At 73.8% G+C, this 19,765-nt stretch carries 19 protein-coding genes; 13 read left to right on the plus strand and 6 right to left on the minus strand.

Annotated features, from left to right (window positions below; translation table 11 throughout):
* Window positions 1-350: 350 nt before the first annotated feature.
* Both ABZ951_RS04595 and ABZ951_RS04600 read right to left on the minus strand, forming a co-directional pair.
* Window positions 351-953, minus strand: a complete 603-nt coding sequence (locus tag ABZ951_RS04595; RefSeq protein ID WP_344088597.1) for a TetR/AcrR family transcriptional regulator — start codon at window positions 951-953, stop codon at window positions 351-353.
* On the minus strand, window positions 950-1,720 hold the full coding sequence (locus ABZ951_RS04600) for an SDR family NAD(P)-dependent oxidoreductase (protein ID WP_344088600.1): 771 nt from the start codon (window positions 1,718-1,720) through the stop codon (window positions 950-952). Before ABZ951_RS04600 ends, ABZ951_RS04595 begins: the two co-directional genes overlap by 4 nt.
* 140 nt (window positions 1,721-1,860) lie before the next feature.
* On the opposite strand from ABZ951_RS04600, the gene ABZ951_RS04605 reads away from it, so the two are divergent.
* From ABZ951_RS04605 to ABZ951_RS04620, 4 genes are all read left to right on the plus strand, one after another.
* The gene (locus ABZ951_RS04605; protein WP_344088603.1) at window positions 1,861-3,150 is read left to right on the plus strand and encodes a DUF1343 domain-containing protein; all 1,290 of its coding nucleotides are present in this window, start codon (window positions 1,861-1,863) and stop codon (window positions 3,148-3,150) included.
* 271 nt (window positions 3,151-3,421) lie between these two features.
* Complete coding sequence (locus ABZ951_RS04610; RefSeq protein WP_344088606.1) at window positions 3,422-4,693, plus strand: serine-threonine protein kinase; 1,272 nt, start codon at window positions 3,422-3,424, stop codon at window positions 4,691-4,693.
* 165 nt (window positions 4,694-4,858) lie between these two features.
* The gene (locus ABZ951_RS04615) at window positions 4,859-5,470 is read left to right on the plus strand and encodes a hypothetical protein (RefSeq protein ID WP_344088609.1); all 612 of its coding nucleotides are present in this window, start codon (window positions 4,859-4,861) and stop codon (window positions 5,468-5,470) included.
* Window positions 5,471-5,558: 88 nt separating this feature from the next.
* Entirely contained in the window at window positions 5,559-7,001 is a 1,443-nt protein-coding gene (locus ABZ951_RS04620) for an amidase (protein WP_344088612.1), read from the plus strand.
* Window positions 7,002-7,090: 89 nt separating this feature from the next.
* Here ABZ951_RS04620 and soxR read toward each other — a convergent pair whose 3' ends face one another.
* Complete coding sequence (soxR, locus tag ABZ951_RS04625) at window positions 7,091-7,552, minus strand: redox-sensitive transcriptional activator SoxR (protein ID WP_344088615.1); 462 nt, start codon at window positions 7,550-7,552, stop codon at window positions 7,091-7,093.
* A gap of 104 nt (window positions 7,553-7,656) precedes the next feature.
* On the opposite strand from soxR, the gene ABZ951_RS04630 reads away from it, so the two are divergent.
* The 3 genes from ABZ951_RS04630 (at window position 7,657) to ABZ951_RS04640 (ending at window position 10,807) form a co-directional block, all read left to right on the plus strand.
* Window positions 7,657-8,118: a MaoC family dehydratase gene (locus ABZ951_RS04630; protein WP_344088618.1), complete on the plus strand. Its 462-nt coding sequence runs from the start codon at window positions 7,657-7,659 to the stop codon at window positions 8,116-8,118.
* Window positions 8,119-8,245: 127 nt separating this feature from the next.
* A complete protein-coding gene (locus ABZ951_RS04635; RefSeq protein WP_344088621.1) occupies window positions 8,246-9,664 on the plus strand; it encodes an aldehyde dehydrogenase family protein in 1,419 nt (472 codons plus the stop codon).
* 48 nt (window positions 9,665-9,712) lie between these two features.
* Entirely contained in the window at window positions 9,713-10,807 is a 1,095-nt protein-coding gene (locus ABZ951_RS04640) for a Zn-dependent alcohol dehydrogenase (protein WP_344088624.1), read from the plus strand.
* Window positions 10,808-10,851: 44 nt separating this feature from the next.
* On the opposite strand, the gene ABZ951_RS04645 is transcribed toward ABZ951_RS04640, so the two are convergent.
* Window positions 10,852-11,457 carry a DUF2165 domain-containing protein gene (locus ABZ951_RS04645; RefSeq protein WP_344088627.1) on the minus strand — a complete coding sequence of 202 codons (606 nt, stop codon included), beginning with the start codon at window positions 11,455-11,457 and terminating at the stop codon, window positions 10,852-10,854.
* Between the two features lie 142 nt (window positions 11,458-11,599).
* On the opposite strand from ABZ951_RS04645, the gene ABZ951_RS04650 reads away from it, so the two are divergent.
* From ABZ951_RS04650 to ABZ951_RS04660, 3 genes are all read left to right on the plus strand, one after another.
* Window positions 11,600-12,244 (plus strand): TetR/AcrR family transcriptional regulator, encoded by a 645-nt coding sequence (locus tag ABZ951_RS04650; RefSeq protein ID WP_344088630.1) that lies wholly within the window; start codon window positions 11,600-11,602, stop codon window positions 12,242-12,244.
* 68 nt (window positions 12,245-12,312) lie between these two features.
* On the plus strand, window positions 12,313-13,653 hold the full coding sequence (gene hmgA, locus ABZ951_RS04655) for a homogentisate 1,2-dioxygenase (RefSeq protein WP_344088633.1): 1,341 nt from the start codon (window positions 12,313-12,315) through the stop codon (window positions 13,651-13,653).
* Window positions 13,654-13,699: 46 nt separating this feature from the next.
* Window positions 13,700-14,449 (plus strand): GntR family transcriptional regulator, encoded by a 750-nt coding sequence (locus ABZ951_RS04660; RefSeq protein ID WP_344088636.1) that lies wholly within the window; start codon window positions 13,700-13,702, stop codon window positions 14,447-14,449.
* A gap of 213 nt (window positions 14,450-14,662) precedes the next feature.
* On the opposite strand, the gene ABZ951_RS04665 is transcribed toward ABZ951_RS04660, so the two are convergent.
* The gene (locus tag ABZ951_RS04665; RefSeq protein ID WP_344088639.1) at window positions 14,663-14,926 is read right to left on the minus strand and encodes a hypothetical protein; all 264 of its coding nucleotides are present in this window, start codon (window positions 14,924-14,926) and stop codon (window positions 14,663-14,665) included.
* Window positions 14,927-15,168: 242 nt separating this feature from the next.
* On the opposite strand from ABZ951_RS04665, the gene ABZ951_RS04670 reads away from it, so the two are divergent.
* On the plus strand, window positions 15,169-16,839 hold the full coding sequence (locus ABZ951_RS04670) for a serine/threonine-protein kinase (RefSeq protein WP_344088642.1): 1,671 nt from the start codon (window positions 15,169-15,171) through the stop codon (window positions 16,837-16,839).
* 33 nt (window positions 16,840-16,872) lie between these two features.
* Here the strand turns inward: ABZ951_RS04670 and ABZ951_RS04675 are convergent, their stop codons facing one another.
* Window positions 16,873-17,679, minus strand: coding sequence for an SGNH/GDSL hydrolase family protein (locus tag ABZ951_RS04675; RefSeq protein WP_344088646.1), 807 nt, complete (start codon window positions 17,677-17,679; stop codon window positions 16,873-16,875).
* 292 nt (window positions 17,680-17,971) lie between these two features.
* On the opposite strand from ABZ951_RS04675, the gene ABZ951_RS04680 reads away from it, so the two are divergent.
* Window positions 17,972-18,430 carry a hypothetical protein gene (locus ABZ951_RS04680; RefSeq protein WP_344088649.1) on the plus strand — a complete coding sequence of 153 codons (459 nt, stop codon included), beginning with the start codon at window positions 17,972-17,974 and terminating at the stop codon, window positions 18,428-18,430.
* A gap of 1 nt (window position 18,431) precedes the next feature.
* The gene (locus ABZ951_RS04685) at window positions 18,432-19,526 is read left to right on the plus strand and encodes a GNAT family N-acetyltransferase (protein WP_344088652.1); all 1,095 of its coding nucleotides are present in this window, start codon (window positions 18,432-18,434) and stop codon (window positions 19,524-19,526) included.
* The last annotated feature ends 239 nt before the right edge of the window (window positions 19,527-19,765 follow it).

Raw genomic sequence — 19,765 nt, forward strand, 5'->3', positions numbered from 1 at the left:
ACGCCATGGCGGCGGAAGGGGCGGTGGCAGCCGCCGCCACCGGAACATCAAGGCCCACGCCGGAGGCAGGCACGGCACCGCCGAAATCCACCGTCGGGCAGCTCGCCGTCGCGGCGAGAAGGGATAGCGCCTGCCGCCACCGGAAGCGTCAACGCCCCCGCCGGAGGCGATCCGGCACCGCCGGAAACCACCACCCCGCCTCCCGCCCTCGCGGCGGGAGGCGGTGGCCGCCCCGCAGGGGCCAGCCACCACCGCCGGCAGGCCCCCGCCCTCGCGGCGGGAGAGGCCGGCCTCTCCTGCCACCGGCACCGGACCCGGCGCCCGCCCGGCCAGGGCAAGGCACCGCGTCGTTACGGGCGCAGTGCCCTCAACAGCAGGTCCGCCAGGTGGTCCGCCACCTGTTGAGGGGTCAGGGGGCCCCCGGGGCGGTACCAGTTGCCCAAGTGGTGGACCGAGCCGAAGTGGTAGTCCACCACCAGGTCCGCCGGGGTGGCCGTGCTGAATTCTCCCGTGCGCAGGCCCTCCTCGATCAGCGCGCGGAAGCGCTCGTGGTAGCGGCGGCGTTCGGCCCGGACCTGTTTGAGCTTCTCCGGGCCGAGGTGGTGCATGGACCGGAAGAAGATCGTGGTGTCGTCGAGGTTCTCGATGGTGGTGACGACGACGTCGGCCGCCGCGGCGCGCAGCCGCTGCCCCACGGGGGCGTCCGCGTCCGCGAAGGCGTCCAGCCGCTCCTGCTGCAGGCGCAGGACCCGCCCGTACACCTCGTGCAGCAGGTCGTCCTTGGAGCCGAAGTAGTGGTAGAGCGCCCCCTTGGTGACGCCCGCCGCCTCGACGATCTCCTGGACGGACGTGCCGTCGTAGCCCTGGTCCGCGAAGAGCCGGGTGGCCGCGGCGAGCAGCCGCTGCGGCACCGGCCTGCCGTCGTCGGCCGACGTGGCGGGCGGGGCGGTCATCGGCCGTCACCCGCCTCTTCGAGGCGGCGCTGGAGGTGGTTCATGCCGCGCAGCCAGCGGTCGGGGTCGGTGGCGCGGGCCGCGTAGTAGTCGGCGACCTCCGGGTGCGGGAGGATCAGGAAGCGGCCCGCGGCCATGCCCTCGAAGAGGGCGTCGGCCACCTGGGCGGGCTCGATGGCGGTGGGCACGAGCACCAGTTCACCGGCGGCCCCGGTGCCACGGAGCATGTCGGTGCGGACTCCTTGCGGGCATATGGCGTGGACATCGATGCCGCAGTGGCGGTAGGTGAGGGAGAGCCACTCGGCGAAGGCGAGGGCCGCGTGTTTGGAGACGCTGTAGGGGGCGGAGCCGATCATGGTGAGCAGCCCGGCGGCGGAGACGGTGGCCACGAAGCGGCCGCTGCCGCGCTCCAGCCACTCGGGCAGGAGCTCGCGCGCCGCCCGGACGTGCGCCATGACGTTGACGTCCCAGGCGGCTTCCCAGAGGTCCTCGTCGGCCTCGGGGCCCCCGCCGGGGGCGACGCCGGCGTTGGCACAGTAGACGTCGATGCGCCCGCCGAGCGCCTCGCGGGCCGCGGGGACGATGCCGGAGGCGTCGCCGGCGACGGCGGTCGCGCCGATCTCCCGCGCGACCGCTTCGGCCTTGGCGGCGTCGAGGTCGTTGACCACGACGCGGGCGCCCTCGGCGGCGAACCTTCGGGCGAGAGCGGCTCCGATACCGCCGCCCGCTCCGGTGACCACAACTCCCGCGTCCCGCACCGTGTCCACGCTCGTGTCTCCCTCGGCTCGACTGCTCGGGCAGACTAACCAGTCGGTATGTGCTGAGGGAAGGGGCGGACGGAGGCCGGCGGCGGCGCGCGCCCGGCAATCCCCACCCCGGGTGCCCCGTCGCGTTAGCGTGCGTGCCCATGGCGCACGCACCCGGGGCACACTCCCCGTCCCCGCGCGGAACGACCCGGCGGCGGGCCCTGGCCACGGCCGCCGCGGCGGTCCTCTCCCCCGCGCCGCCGGCCGGGGCCGCCCCGCGCCCACCGCGGGTGCGCACGGGCTTCGAGCGCCTGGCGGCGAGCGGGTACGCCGCACTGACGGGCCTCCGGGTGGGGGTCGTCACCAACGCGACGGGTGTCACGGCGGATCTCCACCACATCGTGGACGTCATGCGCGCGGCCGGCGGCGGGCGGGTGGACATCAGGGCCGTCTTCGGGCCGGAGCACGGCTTCCGGGGCACGGCCCAGGCCGGGGGTGCGGAGGGCACGCGCCGGGACCCGGCGACGAACCTGCCCGTCCACGACATCTACGGCAAGCGCGGCCGGGAGCTCGCCGCCCTCTTCGCCCGGGCGGAGGTGGACACGCTCGTCTTTGACATCCAGGACGTGGGGGCGCGCTGCTACACGTATGTGTGGACGCTCTACGACTGCATGGTGGCGGCCGCCCTCGCGGGCAGGGCCGTCCTGGTGCTGGACCGGCCCAACCCGGTGAGCGGGCGCGGGGTGTTCGGGCCGGTGACGGCGCGGGCGCAGGCTTCGGGTGTGGGCCGGGAGCCGGTCGCGCTGGCCCACGGCATGACGGTGGCCGAGCTGGCCCTGCTGTTCAACGGGCACTTCGTGCCCGCGGCCGCGGGGCGGGCGGTGGCGCTGGAGACCGTCCGGGCCGAGGGCTGGCGGCGCGCGGACTTCTTCGACGCGACCGGCCTGCCCTGGGTGCCGCCGAGCCCCAACATGCCGACCCCCGACACGGCCCTGGTCTACGCCGGCACCTGCCTGTTCGAGGGCACCAACCTCTCCGAGGGGCGCGGCACGACCCGCCCGTTCGAACTGCTGGGGGCGGAGGGCATCGACCGCCGGTGGGCGGACGCGGCGAACGCGCTGGAGCTGCCGGGGGTGCGCTTCCGGGAGGCGTACGCGGTGCCGGTGTTCTCCAAGTTCCAAGGGCGGACGATCGGTGGCGTCCAGCTCCACGTCCACGACCGGCGGGCGTACGACCCGGTGCGCACCGGGATCGCGCTGCTGGTCACCGCGAAGCGGGTGTGGAGCGGTTTCGCGTGGCGCCCGGACGGCTGGATCGACCGGCTGACGGGAACCACCGCGGTCCGCACGATGATCGACGCGGGGGCGTCGGCGGACGAGATCACGGCGGCCTGGGAGGCGGACCTGGCGGCGTTCAGCGCCCGCCGCGCGGAGTACCTGCTCTACCGGTAGACGGGGCTGCCCGTCTCCTGCCCGGCGCACGGGTATGGCTGAATCCGGACCGGAACCATCGGGACGTCCCGCCGCGAACCGGAACACATCGGCCGCCCTTGATTTCACGGACGGCATCGTCGTTCACCTGCGCCGGGCGCCGGCCGCCGCTGCCTTCCGGCCGTGGAAACGAAAGGCACGCGCACGGGCGCGTGACCGGACGGAGGGAAGGCTGGACAGGCCCCCTTGACAGCGGGACGATGCATCCACAGCTGACCAAGGGGGACTTGGCATGGCAGACATGTGCGTACGGCCGTACTGGGAGCTGGCGTTCGACTCCGGCGGTGACGTGGATCCGGCCGCCCGCGACGCCCTGGTGGCAGGGGTCGCGCGCGAAAACCTCACCGATCTGGTGGTCTTCGCGCACGGCTGGAACAACGACCGGCCGCGGGCGACACGCCTGTACGACCGGTTCTTCGCGCCCTTCCCCGACCTGCTCCGCGCGGCGGACGGCGTCCGGGTCGGCTACGCCGGGGTGATCTGGCCCTCGATGCACTTCGCCGACGAACCCGTCCCCGACTTCCCCGACCGGGCGGCGGCCACCGCTCCCGGCCCGCCCGCGCTCGACGTGCGGACCCGGCGCGCGCTGGTCGACGTGCTCCTGTGCGAGGAGGCCGTCGCGGACCGGCTGGCGGAGCTGCTCGACGGGCGCAGCGAGGACCCGGCGCGGCTCGCGGAGTTCGTCGCCCTCGCCCGCGGCCTGATGGACACCGGCGGTCGGGAGCCGGACACCGACCCGCCGCTCCTGCTCACCGGTGACGCCCGAGTGGTCTGCGAGGACTTCACCGCCGCCCTGGCGCAGGTCGGCGTGGTGCCGCCCGAGCTGTTCGGCGGCGGCCTGAAGAAGCTGTGGCACGGCGCCCACGAACTCCTGCGGCAGGCGTCGTACTACACGATGAAGCGGCGGGCGGGCACGGTCGGCCGGGAGGGGCTGGGCCCGGTGCTCGGGCGGCTGGCGGGGGCCTCCCCCGCCCCGCGGGTGCACCTGGCCGGGCACAGCTTCGGGGCCCGGCTGGTGGCGTACGCGCTGCGCGGACTGCCGGAGGGGGCCGGCCGCGTCGCGTCGCTGACCCTGCTCCAGGGGGCCTTCTCGCAGTTCGCGTTCGCCTCCCGCCTGCCGTTCGACCGGAAGCGGGGCGGCGCCCTGGGCGGGCTGCAGCGCCGGGTGGACGGGCCGGTGGTGTGCTGTCACTCCCGCCGGGACACCGCCCTGGGGGTGCTGTACCCACTGGCGTCCCGGGTGGCGCGGGACGACGACTCGCTCCTGGGCGTGGACCGCTCCCGCTGGGGCGCGATCGGCTACGAGGGAATGCGGGCCGTCGACGGCTGCGCGGCGCTCTCCCTCGGGCAGGCGATGGACGGCGGGCTTCCGGCCACGGGCTGCGCGAACGTCGACGCGTCCGACGTGGTCCGGCGGGGCGAGCCGCCCTCGGGCGCGCACAGCGACATCTGCCACCGGGAGCTGGCCCGGCTGATCCTCCTGGCCGGCCGGATCGTCCGCTGACCGAGAGGGTGAGGATCCGCCAGCTTCGCGCGTTCCCACATCTGTGCGCGACTTCGGGGTAGCAGAGCGGAAACCGGGCGTGTCCCGCGTGCGATGGATCCAGAACGCGACGCGATACGTCCCTTCCATGTCGATCCGAGTCCGCGCTGTCGGAGGTGGGATGCAGTGGCAGGTTTCAGAGCACTCGCACGAGAGGTGCGCAATCCACGGAACTCCATCGCCCTGCGGCGGACCTCCCTGCGCAAATGCCTCGAACGCTTCGCCCCCTACGGGCACCGGGCGACCTGGCACCACCTGTGTGCCGTGGCGGGTCTCGCCCCCGACGACCGCGCCCCCGACCCGGCGCGGCTGATCACGGCACTGATCGAGCTGGAGGAGGCCCGCGCGGTCTGGCTGGCCTACGAGGCGTCCTTCGCCGACCGCCGCAAGCGCGAGAAGCACGACGGCATCCGCCAGCCGAGCGCGGTCGACGACTGGCACCGCAACACCTGGGGCGGCTGTGATGTCGTGCCGTGCGTCAGCCCCACCGTGTACCCGGCTCTCCGCCTCGCCGACGTGCTGCGCCGGGTGATCACCGCGATGGAGGCCGGGCCCGGACAAGCCTGCCCGGTCTGCTCGCAGGAACACCTCGAATGGCGCTCCGACCTGGAGCGCTACCCGATGGAGGGTCCCGTCTGCGAGGACTGCGGCATCGTGGTGCCGGTGCCCGTCCTCACCCCCGGGGCCCGGGCCGCGGCACGCCGCCGGGCCTTCGAGGACCGCTACGCGACCGTGTGAGCCCGGACGAAGGAGGGGTTTTCGCCGCCCGCCCGCGGTGCGAGGATGCCGCGCACGGTGACACCCGGGCGAGGAGAAGGCGGACGGCATGACGCAACTGCACGATCTGACCGCGTTGGAGCAGGGGGCGGCGGTGCGGGCGGGAGAGATCTCGCCCGTCGAACTGACCGAGCACTACCTGGAACGCATCGACCGGCTGGACGCCTCGGTGGGCGCGTTCCTCACCGTCACCCCCGAGATCGCCCGGAAGCAGGCGGCCGACGCCGAGAGCGAGGCGGCGGCCGCGCGCCGGGAGGGGCGGACGCTGTCACCGCTGCACGGCGTGCCGGTGCCGGTGAAGGACCTGACCTCGGTGGCCGGGGTGCGGTGCACCATGGGTTCGGCCGCGCTGGCGGGCTACGTCCCGGCCGCGGACGACCACGTGGTGACGCGCCTCCGCTCCGCAGGAACGATCCTGCTGGGCAAGACCAACACCCCCGAGTTCGGACTGCCCGCCCACACCGAGAACGACATCGCACCCCCGTCCCGCACGCCCTGGGACCTGAGGCTCTCGGCGGGCGGTTCGAGCGGCGGGGCGGGAGCCGCGGTGGCGGCCGGACTCGCGCCCCTCGCGCACGCCAGCGACGGCGGCGGCTCCATCCGCATCCCGGCGTCCGTCTGCGGCCTCTTCGGCATCAAACCGAGCCGCGGCCGGGTGAGCAGCGGCCCGGTCCTGCACGACATCACCGGGCTCATCACCTCGGGTCCGCTGGCCCGTACGGTCGCGGACGCGGCCGCGCTCCTCGACGTGCTCGCGGGCACGATGCCCGGCGACCCCTACGCCGCCCCGTCGCTGCCCCCGGGCGAGACCTTCGCCGATCAGGCCCACCGCACGCCGGGGCCGCTGCGCGTCGCCCAGCTGACCCGGCCGCCGGTGCCGGGCGTGGAGCTGCACCCCGACTGCCGCCGGGCCGTCGACGAGGCGGGCGCGCTGCTGCGGGACCTCGGCCACGAGGTGGTGGAGGTCGACGTGCCGGCCGACCCGGCCCTGGGCGAGGCGTTCACCCGCGTCTGGGAGGTCGTGGCGGCCACGGCCCCGGTGCCGGACGGCGGCGAGGAGCTGCTGCTGCCGCTCACCCGGCTGCTGCGCGAGCGCGGCAAGCGCGTCGGCGGGACGGAGCTCGCGGGTGCCCTGTACCGGTTGCGGGCCATCGGCCAGCTCGTGGCCGATGGTCTCCAGCAGCCCGGCTCCGGCTTCGACGTGATCCTCAGCCCGACGCTCGCCCGCCCGCCGCTGCCCGTGGGGGCGCTGCGCAACGACGCGGACCCGGACGCGGAGTTCGCCGGCGTGATCCCCTTCACGCCGTTCACCCCGCTGTGCAACGCGACCGGTCAGCCGGCCGTGAGCGTGCCGCTGCACTGGACCGCCGAGGGCCTGCCGATCGGGGTGATGCTGGCCGGGCGGTACGGGGACGAGGCCACGCTCATCTCCCTGTCGGCGCGGCTGGAGGAGGCCAGGCCGTGGGCGGGGCGCCGGCCCGCCATGTGGTGACGCGCGGGACCGGCCGTGCGAGCGCGGATCGGTCCCGGGGCAGGGCCGAGAGGTAGGGAGGGCTCGCGGACCGGCCGTGCGAGCGCGGGTCAGTCCTCGGACTCCACGAGCAGCATCGAGCCCTTGCCGAACCGGCCGAAGCGGTCGTCGGGGTTGGACAGCACACAGGTGCCCAGCGACAGGCAGCCGCAGCCGATGCAGTCGTCCAGGTGGTCGCGCAGCCGGTTCAGCTGCTTGATCCGCTGGTCGAGCTCGCCGCGCCACGCCTCGGACAGCCGCGCCCAGTCCTCCCGGTTGGGGGTGCGCCCGTCGGGCAGCCCGGCGAGCGCCTCCCCGATCGTGGCCAGCGGGATGCCGACGCGCTGCGCGGCCCGGATGAAGGCGACCCGGCGCAGCGCGTCACGGTCGAAGCGGCGCTGGTTCCCGGGGGTGCGCCTGCTGCTGATCAGGCCCTTGGACTCGTAGAAGTGCAGCGCGGAGACGGCCGCGCCACTGCGCGCGGACAGCTGGCCGACGGTGAGTTCATGGACCTTGTTCGAAATCTGCGGCACGTCTCCAGACCCTACGTCACCGGCAGGCGTTGACATCGGGACCCGTGCGTCACATTCTGAGCGGGCGCTTAGAAGCGGTGGATCGGGCAACGGGAGGCTGTGCCATGGCGGGACCGCGGATCTTCACCTCGGCTGATGAGCTGCGGGCCGCGATCGGTGCGGAACTCGGGCCGAGCGACTGGCTGGAGGTCGACCAGAAGCGGATCGACCTCTTCGCCGAAGCGACCGGGGACCACCAGTGGATCCATGTCGACCCGGAGCGCGCGGCGGCCGGCCCGTTCGGCACGACCATCGCGCACGGCTATCTGACGCTGTCTCTGCTGCCCGCCCTCGTCCCGCTGCTGATGCGGGTCGAACCGGTGTCGATGGGCATCAACTACGGGCTGAACAAGGTGCGTTTCCCCGCCCCCGTACCGGCCGGCTCCCGGCTGCGCGCGCGGGCGCGGATCGCCGAAGTGGCCGAGACCGACGGCGGCGTCCAGCTGACGACGGTGGTCACGGTCGAGCGCGAGGGCGGCGACAAGCCGGTGTGCGTGGCGGAGTCGGTGAGCCGCTTCGCCTGGTGAGCCCGCCGGGGCCGGGCAAGAGGCCCTGGTGCCCGCAAACCATCCGCATTAGGTTGAGATGCACTGTGGCGTGTACCGACAGGGGGCGTACGGCCGCCGAGGCGCCGACACCGCGAGGAGATGGCCTGTGATCGCGCACGACGGGATGTTCATCGACGGAAGCTGGCGGCCCGCCGCCGGCACCGGCACGATCGAGGTCCTCAACCCGGCCGACGAGCAGGTCATCGGCAGCGTCCCGGGGGGCACCGCCGAGGACGTCGACGCGGCCGTCCGGGCCGCCCGCGCGGCGCTGCCCGGCTGGAAGGCCACCGAGCCCGCCCGGCGGTCCGTCTGCCTGGAGGCGCTGCGCGACGCGCTGGCCGCCCGGCAGGACGAGATCGCCGCCACCGTCACCGCCGAGCTCGGCTCGCCCGTCGGCTTCGCCCGGCGGGTGCACGCCGCCCTGCCGGTCACCGTCACCGACTCCTACGCGCGACTGGCCGCGAGCCACCCCTTCGAGGAGCGGATCGGCAACTCCACGGTCCTGCACGAGGCGATCGGCGTCGTCGGCGCGATCACACCGTGGAACTACCCGCTGCACCAGATCGTCGCCAAGGTCGCCCCCGCGCTCGCGGCGGGCTGCACCCTCGTCCTCAAGCCGGCCGAGGACACCCCGCTGACCGCTCAGCTCTTCGCCGAGTGCGTGGCGGCCGCGGGCGTCCCGGCGGGTGTCTTCAACCTCGTGACCGGCCTCGGCCCGGTCGCGGGCCAGGCGCTCGCCGAGCACCCCGGCGTGGATCTGGTCTCCTTCACCGGCTCGACCGCCGTCGGCAAGAAGATCGGCTCCCTCGCGGGCGCGGGCGTCAAGCGCGTCGCCCTCGAACTGGGCGGCAAGTCCGCCAACGTCATCCTGCCCGGCGCCGACCTCGCCAAGGCGGTCGCCGCCAACGTCGCCGACGTCTGCCGCAACACCGGCCAGTCCTGCGACACCCTCAGCCGTACCCTCGTCCACGCCGACGAGTACGACGAGGCGGTCTCCCTCGCGGCCGCCGCCCTCGCGAAGTACGTACCGGGCGACCCGACCGACCCCGACGTCCGCGTCGGCCCCCTCGTCAACGCACGACAGCTGGCCCGCGTCCGCGGTTACATCGCCAAGGGCATCGAGGAGGGCGCCCGGCTCGTCGCCGGCGGCCCGGAGGCCCCCGAGGGCCGCGAGAAGGGCTTCTACGTCCGCCCGACACTCTTCGCCGACGTCACCCCCGAGATGACGATCGCCCAGGAGGAGATCTTCGGCCCGGTCCTGTCCTTCATGCGGTACGCGGACGAGGAGGAGGCCCTGCGCATCGCCAACGGCACCGTCTACGGGCTCGGCGGAGCCGTCTGGGCCACCGACGAGAGCCGGGCCGTCGCCTTCGCCCGGCGCATGGAGACGGGCCAGGTCGACATCAACGGCGGCAAGTACAACCCCCTGGCGCCCTTCGGCGGGCACAAGCAGTCGGGCATCGGCCGCGAGATGGGCGTGCACGGGCTGGCGGAATACCTCCACACCAAGTCGCTCCAGCTCTGACGCGCCCCGACGAGCTCCGCCCCCGCTTCCTCCGAGGAAAGGACCGGCATGGTCCGCGCCGCCGTACTGTCCGCCGTGGGCGCACCGCTGCGGATAGCCGAGATCGACCTGCCCGCGCCCGGCCCCGGCCAGGTGCGGATCGCGCTCGCCGCCGCCGGAGTGTGCCACTCCGACCTCTCGCTGTCCGACGGGACGCTGCGCCAGCCGGTGCCCGCCGTGCTGGGCCACGAGGGCGCGGGCACCGTCACCGCCGTCGGCGAGGGCGTCACCCACGTGGCCCCCGGCGACCGGGTGGTCCTCAACTGGGCGCCCTCCTGCGGCGACTGCCACTTCTGCGGGCTCGGCGAGCCGTGGCTGTGCGCCGCCGCGGGCACCGCCGCCACGGCCCCGTACGCCACGCTCCGCGCCGACGGCAGCGCCCTCTACCCGGGCCTGGGCACCGCCGTCTTCGCCGAGGAGACGGTCGTGCGGGCGTCCGCCGTCCTGCCACTGCCGCAGGGCGTGCCGCTCGCGGAGGCGGCGCTGCTGGGGTGCGCGGTGCTCACCGGGTACGGGGCGGTACACCACAGCGCCCGGGTCCGTGCCGGGGAGTCGGTGGCGGTGTTCGGCGTCGGCGGGGTGGGGCTCGCGACGCTGCAGTCCGCGCGCATCGCGGGCGCGGGGACGGTCGTCGCCGTCGACGTCTCGCCGCAGAAGGAGGGCCTGGCCCGCGCCGCCGGGGCCACCGACTTCCTCGTCGCGGGCGAGAAGACGGCCAAGGAGATCCGCGCCCTGACCGGAGGGCACGGCGCGGACGTGGCCGTCGAGTGCGTGGGGCGCGCGGAGACGATCCGCACGGCCTGGTCCTCGACGCGCAGGGGCGGCCGCACGACGGTCGTCGGCATCGGCGGCCGGGACCAGCAGGTGTCCTTCACGGCCCTGGAGCTGTTCCACTTCGGCCGCACCCTCGCGGGCTGCGTCTACGGCAACAGCGACCCGGCGCGGGACCTGCCGGTCATCGCCGAGCACGTGCGCGCGGGGCGCTTCGACCTCTCGGCCCTGGTCACCGACCGCATCGGGCTCGACGGCATCCCGGCGGCGTTCGACGCGATGCTGGCGGGGCGCGGCGGGCGGTCCCTGGTGGTCTTCCCCAGCGCGGGCTAGCCGGCCGGGCTCCCGGCCCGGCGCCGGCGCGCGGGCCGGGCCCTTCAGTCCCGCGGGCCGGCGTCGGGGCCGCCCCACTGGGGTGACGGCACATGGATGAGGACGAGCACGAAGCCCGCCATCATGAAGTTCCGCGCGGCGGCCGACAGCCCGTTCCACTCCGACGACTGCCACATGGCGAACCACTCGCCGCCGATGGCGATGAACCCCATGCCGAACAGCAGCATCAGCATCACCAGGCCGAGCGTGGTGGCCCGGCGGGCCGACCCGTACCCGGCCCGCCGGACCCCGCGGGCCACCAGGCCGCGGATCCACAGCGCCGTCCCGGCGAGGAGGGCGAGCGCGGCGAGGGTCTCCCAGACGATGACGGCGACGTAGGCGGCGTCCTGCAGCGTGCGGCTGGTGACGGCCCGCCACATCAGGTCCTCGTCTTGGAAGGTGGTGTCCATCGCGAGGACGTGGCGGACGAATTCCCGGTTGGTGTCGAAGTCGGTGATGTTCCCGAAGGCGACGAGCGTCGTGTACAGCGCGAGGGTCGCGGTCAGGGCCGTGGCCGCGACGGGCAGCACGCCCAGCCGCAGGAGCCCCTCGGCCGGGCTCCCGCGCCCGCGGGTGCGCGGGCCCCTGCTGCCCCTGCGGATGGCGGCCATGTGCCCTCCCCGTTCGCTTTCGGCCCTGTTCGTGCCGGGAGCATGCCCGCCCGGCAGAACCCTAAGCGCCCGCTCATCACCGGGGTATGGTGTTCGTCGCGCGGGCACCGGGCCCGCGCCGGCCGGGAGAGCGGGGCGTGCGATGGGCGCGGAGGCGAAGCAGACCGAGGAGTGGGCCGACGTCACGCCCGACGCCGCGCGGCGCCTGGTGACCGCCGCCGTGGCGGCCTTCGCCGAGCGCGGCTACCACGCGACGACCACGCGCGACATCGCCGGCCGGGCCGGGATGAGCCCGGCCGCGCTCTACATCCACTACCGGACCAAGGAAGAGCTGCTCTACCGGATCAGCAGCGTCGGCCACCGGCTGGCCCTGGACATCCTGCGCCGGGCGCGCGACAGCGAGGGCACCCCCGCCGAGCGCCTGGCCCGCGCCGTACGGGCCTTCGTCCGCTGGCACGCGGAGCACCACACCACCGCCCGCGTCGTGCAATACGAGCTCGGGGCGCTCGGCGAGGAGCACTACGCCGAGGTCGTCGGCCTGCGCCGGGAGACGGATGACACGGTCCGCAGCGTCATCGAGGACGGTGTGGCCTCCGGCGACTTCGACGTCCCCGACGTGCGCGGCACGGCCCTGGCGGTGCTCTCCCTGTGCATCGACGTGGCCCGCTGGTTCAACTCCGAGGGCAAGCGCACCCCCGACGAGGTGGGCGAGCTCTACGCCGATCTGGTGCTGCGCATGGTCGGGAGCGCCGGCGCGGGAGAAGCCGGGGCACGGGAGCGGCGCTGATCCGTTGACGTGCCCCGCCGGGAATCCTACGGTCTTCCATAGGAATCCATCGGCGCTGGGAGCACGCGATGAGCGACACGGGCAACGAGCAGGCACGGAAGCCGGCCGGGGGGCCGGCCCACCTCGCCGGCTTCGGCAACGAGCACAGCAGCGAGGCCGTCCCCGGGGCCCTGCCGCACGGGCGCAACTCGCCCCAGCGGGCACCGCTCGGCCTGTACGCGGAGCAGCTGAGCGGCAGCGCCTTCACCGAGCCCCGCCACACCAACCGGCGTTCGTGGCTCTACCGCATCCGCCCCTCCGCAGCGCACCCGCCGTTCACCCGGACCGGCAACGGCGGCCTGGCGAGCGCCCCCTTCACCGACGCCGTGCCCGACCCCAACCGGCTGCGTTGGGACCCGCTGCCCGAGCCCCCCGCGGGCACCGACTTCCTGGCCGGGCTGTGGACCCTGGGCGGCAACGGCGACGTCACCCAGCGCACGGGCATGGCCGTGCACCTCTACGCGGCGAACACCTCGATGACCGACCGGGTCTTCAGCGACTCCGACGGCGAGCTGCTGATCGTCCCCGAGCGGGGCGGGCTGCTGCTCCACACGGAGTTCGGTCTGCTGCGGGCGGAGCCCGGCCATGTGGCGCTGATCCCGCGCGGTGTGCGGTTCCGCGTGGAGCTCCCGGACGGGGCGGCCCGCGGTTACGTCTGCGAGAACTACGGGCAGCCCTTCACCCTCCCCGACCTCGGCCCGATCGGCGCCAACGGCCTGGCCAACGCCCGGGACTTCCTCGCCCCGGTCGCCGCCTTCGAGGAGGACGAGCGGCCCGTCGAGGTGGTCAACAAGTTCTGCGGCAACCTGTGGTCGGCGACCTATGACCACTCCCCGCTGGACGTCGTCGCCTGGCACGGCAATCTCGTGCCGTACGTCTACGACCTGCGACGCTTCAATGTGATCGGGTCGATCAGCTACGACCACCCGGATCCGTCGATCTTCACGGTGCTGACCTCGCCGTCGGACACCCCGGGGCTCGCGGGCGTCGACTTCGTGGTGTTCGCGCCGCGCTGGCTGGTCGGCGAGGACACCTTCCGGCCGCCGTACTTCCACCGCAACGTGATGAGCGAGTACATGGGCCTGATCGAGGGCGCCTACGACGCCAAGACCGCCGGCAAGGGAGGCTTCGTCCCCGGCGGCGGTTCGCTGCACAACATGATGTCGGCGCACGGCCCGGACCGGGACACTTTCGAGAAGGCGAGCGCGGCCGAGCTCCGACCGCAGAAGGTGGACGACGGGCTGGCCTTCATGTTCGAGACGCGCTGGCCGATCACGACAACCGGGCGGGCCCGGACCGCCGGCCATCTCCAGGCGCGTTACGACGAGGTGTGGCAAGGTCTGGAGCGCCATTGGGGCTCCGGGGTGTGACACCCGGGGTGCCAGCCGTCCGTGTCGCCGAAGAGCCGGAGTGCCCGTGACCACCTTCGCCCCCGACTCCCTCGCGCTCAACCGCAAGCTGCCGCTGTGGTACCAGGTCTCGCAGTCGCTGCGGGCCTCGATACTCGGGCGGGGTCCGCAGGACCCCTTGCGGCTGCCCACCGAGGACGCCCTCGCCGAGCACTACGGCGTCAGCGTCCTCACCATGCGGCAGGCACTGAAGGAGCTGGAGACGGAGGGGCTGATCAGCCGGCACCGCCGCCGCGGCACCTTCATCGAGCCGAGTGCCCGGCGGGGCTCCCCCGTGCGGCTGCTCGGCTCGGTGGACGCCATCGTCGCCCAGCAGTCGGGCGAGCGCACGACGGTGCTGGACCACGGTCCGGAGCACATCCCCGCCGAGCTGGCCGAGCACTTCCCGGACCTCGCGGAGGCGGTGTCCTACCGGCGGTTGCGCCGTGACGAGGCGTCGGGCGAGCCGACGAACTGGGCGGAGAATTTCGTGCGCCCCGAGCTCGCCGAGCGCATCGACCTCGCGGACCTCACGCGCTGGCCCATGACGAAGGTGCTGCGCGACGCGGTGGGGGTCCGCATCAGCCGCATTACGGACACCGTCGAGGCCCGCCTCGCCGACCCCGAGACGGCGCGCCTGCTCCAGGTGCCGCTGCTCAGCCCGATCCTGCACTACACGGGGGTGACGTACGACGAGAACGGCCGGGCCGTCGACGTGGCCCGGATCCGGTACCGCGGTGACCGCTTCTCCTTCACGGTCACCGTCGAGGCGCGCTGAGGCGGCGGGTGATGCCGCGCCCGGGTGGGCCCGGGTGGAGCCCGGGTGGACCCGGAGGGAAGGAGCCGGCCGGGTCGAGGGGAATGCGGGAGCGGCCCGTCCAGGGGACGGGCATGCGGCAGCGCCGGCCGCCCCCGGGGAGAGGGCACGCGGCCGACGGCGCCGGTCCGGGTCGGTGCTGCGGGGTCCGTGTGATCCGGGTCGGGGGCCGGGTCAGCCGTGGTTGCCGAACAGGGAGCGGCGGAGCCGCCTCAGGGGCGCGAACAGCGAGACCTTCGCCGTCCGGCCCTGCTTGGTGCGCGCGCGGTCGCGCGCGGTGAGCTCGCGCATCAGCAGCGTCGCCCCCTCCACCTCGCGCTGCGGCAGGGCGGGCCCGCCCAGCACCGCGAGATGGCGGTCGAGGCGCGCGCTCGTCGCGCCGCTCTTGCAGTTGATGGCAGGCACTCGGGGCCTGCCGCGCATTGCTATCTGATCCATCGAAGTCTCCCCACCCGTACGAGGCACCCGGCCCAGGCAGGGTAACCCTACCGCCCCGATCCGTCACCCGCGCATCGGCGGGTCGGATTCACCACCGCGTCAAGGGCGTTGACGAGCCTGGCGTGAACCTGCCGTCACTGTCGGCGAGTTGGCAGGCGCCGGAAAACGCAGAACAGGAGGCAATCACGCTCCGTTGCGGTACATTCACCCCGAATTGCTCTCTTGCGGGAGGGGGCCCGTCGATGAGCGGGAATTCCGGGGACGGCACACGGGTGGTCGGCGGCCGGTACCGGCTGCTGGACGAGCTGGGCCGCGGCGGCATGGGCGTGGTGTGGCGGGCGCACGACGAGCTGCTGGACCGCGAGGTGGCCGTCAAGGAAGTGCGGGCGCCCGCCGGGCTGCTCGACCACGAGGTGCGGCAGTTGTACGCACGGCTGGAGCGCGAGGGGCGCGCGGCGGCGCGCATCGCCCACCGCAACGTCGTCACCATCTACGACGTGGCGAGCGCGGAAGGCCACCCCTGGATCGTCATGGAGCTGGTGCGCGGCCTGTCCTTCGCGGACGTACTGGAAGCGGAGGGCCCGATGGCGCCGGAGCGCGCGGCGCGCGTGGGCGCGGAGGTGCTGGCCGCGCTCCGGGCGGCCCACGGCGTGGGGGTGCTGCACCGCGACGTGAAGCCGGGCAACGTCCTGATCGCGAACGACGGGCGGGTGGTCCTCACCGACTTCGGCATCGCGGTCGTCCAGGGCAGTTCGGCGCTGACACGGACCGGTGAGCTGGTCGGCTCTCCCGAGTACCTGGCGCCGGAGCGCGCGCTGGGGCACGCGCCCGGTCCCGCCTCCGACCTCTGGTCGCTCGGGGTGATGCTGTACGCGGCGGTGGAGGGCTTCTCCCCGTTCCGCCAGGAGACCCCTCTCAGCACGCTGCGGGCCGTGGTGGACCAGGAGTTCCCGCCGCCCCGCCGGGCGGGCGCGCTCGCGCCCGTACTGGAGGGGCTGCTGCGCAAGGATCCGGCGCGGCGGCCGGACGCGGCGGACGTGGAACGGCTGCTGTGGGCGGCACAAACGGAGGGACCGGGCGGGGCGGGCGCTCCACCGCACGTCCCGCAGACCCCTACCGTCACCGCCCACCCCGCCGGCCACGCCACCGCCGGACTCGGCTCCCTGCCCCCCGCGCCGCCTCCTTCCGGCCCGTCCGGCCCGTCCGGCCCCTCCGGCCTTTCTGATCCTTCCGGGCCGTCCGGTGCCGGCGGTCCCCGGCCGCGCCCCGCGGTGGTGGTCACCCTCGTCGCCCTGGTCGCCGCGCTGCTGGTGGGCGGCCTGGTCTGGGCCCTCACCGACCGCGGCGGCGAGGAGGAGGACCCCCCGTCCGCCGGCGGCAGCTCCGCCGGGGGCTCCAAGGACACGGGCGCGGCCTCGGCCGGGACGGGCGCTCCGCCCGCCGGCACGGTCCGGGTCACGGCCACCGCCCTGCGCGACCGCTACTCCGGCCCCTGCCCGGCCCCGGAGGCACGGGCCCCGTCCTTCACCGCCGACATCACCGTGGGGCGCACCCCCGCGGAGGTCACCTACCGATGGGTCACGGGCAGCGGTAAGGTCGCCGACGGCGGCTGGAAGAGCGTCCGCTTCACCGACGCGCGGACGCGCACCGTCCGGCACACGGAGTCGGGGCGCGGCGCCTCCGACGGGGGCAAGGACTGGATCGCGGTCGAGATCAAGAGCCCGCAGCGGGTGACCTCCTCCCAGCTCGCCTTCACCGTGGAATGCCGGACCACTGCGCCCGGCGGCAGCCCTTCCCCGGGTGCCCCGAGCCCTACCTGGAAGCCCTCCGCGAGCCCGAGCCGTACGCCCGGCCCCACGGCTCCGACGGGACAGGGCGACCCCGGCGGGCTCTACGGCGGCCCCGGCGGCTGAGCGCCCGGGGAACTGCGACCCCTTCCGCCTCGGTCAGGCGGCCGAGGCGAAGGCCGGCAGGTAGCCGCCGGACTGCCCGGCCGCGGTCGGGTGGTAGGACTCCTCGACGGGCAGCGTCACGCTGTTGAGCCAGGGACTGCCCGAGCAGAGCTCGTGGCCTGCGAAGGTGGACCGCACGTCGGCGTAGGCGAAACCGTGGTCGGCGGCGCGCTTGGCGGTGACGGTGCCCAGGTGGTCGGACGCGTCGTTGATCGCGGATCTCTTCGCCTCGCTCAGCCCGACCGCACAGCCCCCGCCGAGCTGGTAGAAGCGGGGATAGCCGGTGACGACGACGCGTGCCGCCGGGGCCTTGGCGCTGATGGCGGAGTAGACCGTGTCGAGCTGGGCGGGCAGCGTGTTCTGGATGTACGCGCGGGCCTGGGCGACTCTCTCCAGACAGGAGCGGTCGCTGCCCAGGACGCAGGCCGTCATCGTGTCGGCGAATCCTGCGTCGTTGCCGCCGATGCTGATGCTCACCAGCCCCGTGGAGGCGTTGAGCGGTCCCAGCTGCTTGCTCAGAACATCACCCGTACGAGCGCCCGAGCAGGCGGTGAAAGCGAAGCTCGCGGGGGCGTGCGCGGCGGCCCAGAGCGCGGGGTACGCCCTGGCGCTGCGCTTGCAGGTGCCGCTGTCGGCGTAGTAACCGCCGGCACCGAGGCCTGACGAATAGGAGTCGCCGAGGGCCACATAGCCGGTCGGCGCCGACTGTTCGGTGGCGTGTGCCGTCCCGGCGCCCGTGAAGACGAGGCCGGCGGCCAGGGCGAGCGCGGAGAGGGAACCCGCGAACCACGAGAGTTTCATGGAACCTCCTTTACCAGGGTTTCTGACGTGTCCGTCGTAGCAGTCACCCGGGCGGACTGGAAGTGTCCATGCCAATACTGAAGTGAAAATATCGAACATTCAACCGGCGTTCGTAGATCGTTTCCTGACATCGCGCCAGCTTTTCCGCGAAGTTCACCTGAGGGAAGGAATCCGGATATGCCTCTATGGCGTAAGCGGAGGCTGTTTGCACGGCCTTCACATCTTGACGGGCCTCCGCCGATTGCGCGACATTGAAGCTCGGCATCCGGCGCTTCGGGGGGCAAAGTCGCCAATGCAGAGCTTCACAGATCCCACTGGTCTCACCGATCCCACCGGCCCGACGGAACCCGCTCCGGGCCCGGACCGCACCGCCACCGGGAGACCACCGGCCGGGGATTCCCTCCCCGTGGTCGCCGGGGCGGCGCTGGCCATCGCGGGGGTGGGCGCCGTGCTCGCGCTCGCCGACATCGGCTCACCGCTGCGCGCGCCGTTCACCCTGTTCTTCCTGATCGTCGCGCCGGCGTGCGCCGTGGCGGCCGCGCTGCGCGGGCTCGACCCGCTCAGCCGCTCGGTGGTGGCGGCCGGCGGAGCCGTCGCGCTGGACCTGCTGGTCGCGCAGACCATGCTCGCGCTGCACGCCTGGACGGTGCGGGGCGGCGTCGCCGCGGTCGCGGGCGTCAGCCTGCTGCTCTTCCTGCTGGCCCACGTACGGCACCACCGAGGCCGTGCGGAGAGAAGTCGGGCGTCCTGAGGTGAACATCAGCGTGTACCGCCCCGGTGAGCTCACGGCAGCCGACCGGGGCGCCTGGTCGGCTCTGCAGTCCCGGGCGGTCGAGGACGGCTCGGCCCAGCTCGCGAATCCTTTCCTCGCACCGGAGTTCACCCTGGCCGTCGGCCACTGCCGCTCGGCCGCGCGGATAGCGGTCGTCCGCGAGGAGGGCCGGCCAGTGGCCTTCTTCCCGTACCAGCGCACCGCGCTGGGCGTCGGCCGGGCGATCGGCCTGGGCGTCTCCGACGCCCAGGGGCTGGTGCACCGGCCCGGCTTCCAGTGGGAGGCCCGGGAGCTGCTGGTGGCGTGCGGGCTCGCGGTCTGGGAGTTCGACCACCTGGTGGAGGGCCAGAAGCCCTTCGAGACGGGCGCTTCCGGCTCGTACGCGTCGCCCGTGGTCGACGTGGAGCAGGGCTTCGAGCCCTATCTGGCGGCGCTGCGCAAGCAGTCGCCCAAGTTCACCCGCACCACCCTGGCCAAGGAGCGCCGCCTCACGCGGGACGTCGGCGAGGTGCGGTACGTGCACGACGAACGCGATCCCGACATCCTGCGCACACTGATCGGCTGGAAGTCCGCGCAATACCGCCGGACGGGGCGCAGCGACCGTTTCGCACGCCCCTGGATATCCCGGCTGGTCGAGCACCTCTTCCACACCCGCACCGACTCCTTCGCCGGATTGCTGTCGGTGCTCTACGCCGGGGGGCGGCCGCTCGCGGCGCACTTCGGGCTGCGGTCGCGCACGGTGCTCTCGTGCTGGTTTCCCGCCTATGACCCGGCGTTCGCGAAGTACTCGCCGGGTCTGGTGCTGCATCTGCGGATGGCCGAGGGGGCGGCGGCCGACGGCATGGCCTATCTGGATCTGGGCCGTGGCGAAAAAGCGTACAAGAATTCCCTGAAAACCCGCGAACTCAGTGTTTCCGAAGGCTGGGTGACGCGCCGGCACCCGATCGCACTGGGGCACCGGGCACGGCGTGCGCCGGTGCGGGCGCTGCGCAACGCCGTGCTGGCCCGGCCCGAACTCTTCGAGCCCGCCGACCGGCTGCTGAAACGGATGGGGCGCTTTCGAGAAGGCGGGTGAGGCGCACTGCGCCGCTAATGCGCCGTCAACGGCGCACCGCGTCAACCGGACGCATGAATCGGGCGCAAAAAACACCCAAAGGAGGAGTCACCGCAGCACCTCTTGCCATACAGTCTCAAGCATCAATACCGTCGTACATCCACCCGCATCGGCCATCGCTCAACGCGGCTCAAGGGGAGGGGCTCAAGCGTCGCGACGGTGTCCGGGGCGGGGCGCGGTGGGGGGTGCCGCGTTCGGCC

The organism is Streptomyces sp. NPDC046215 (genome assembly GCF_040646215.1).
Lineage (GTDB): Bacteria > Actinomycetota > Actinomycetes > Streptomycetales > Streptomycetaceae > Streptomyces > Streptomyces stramineus.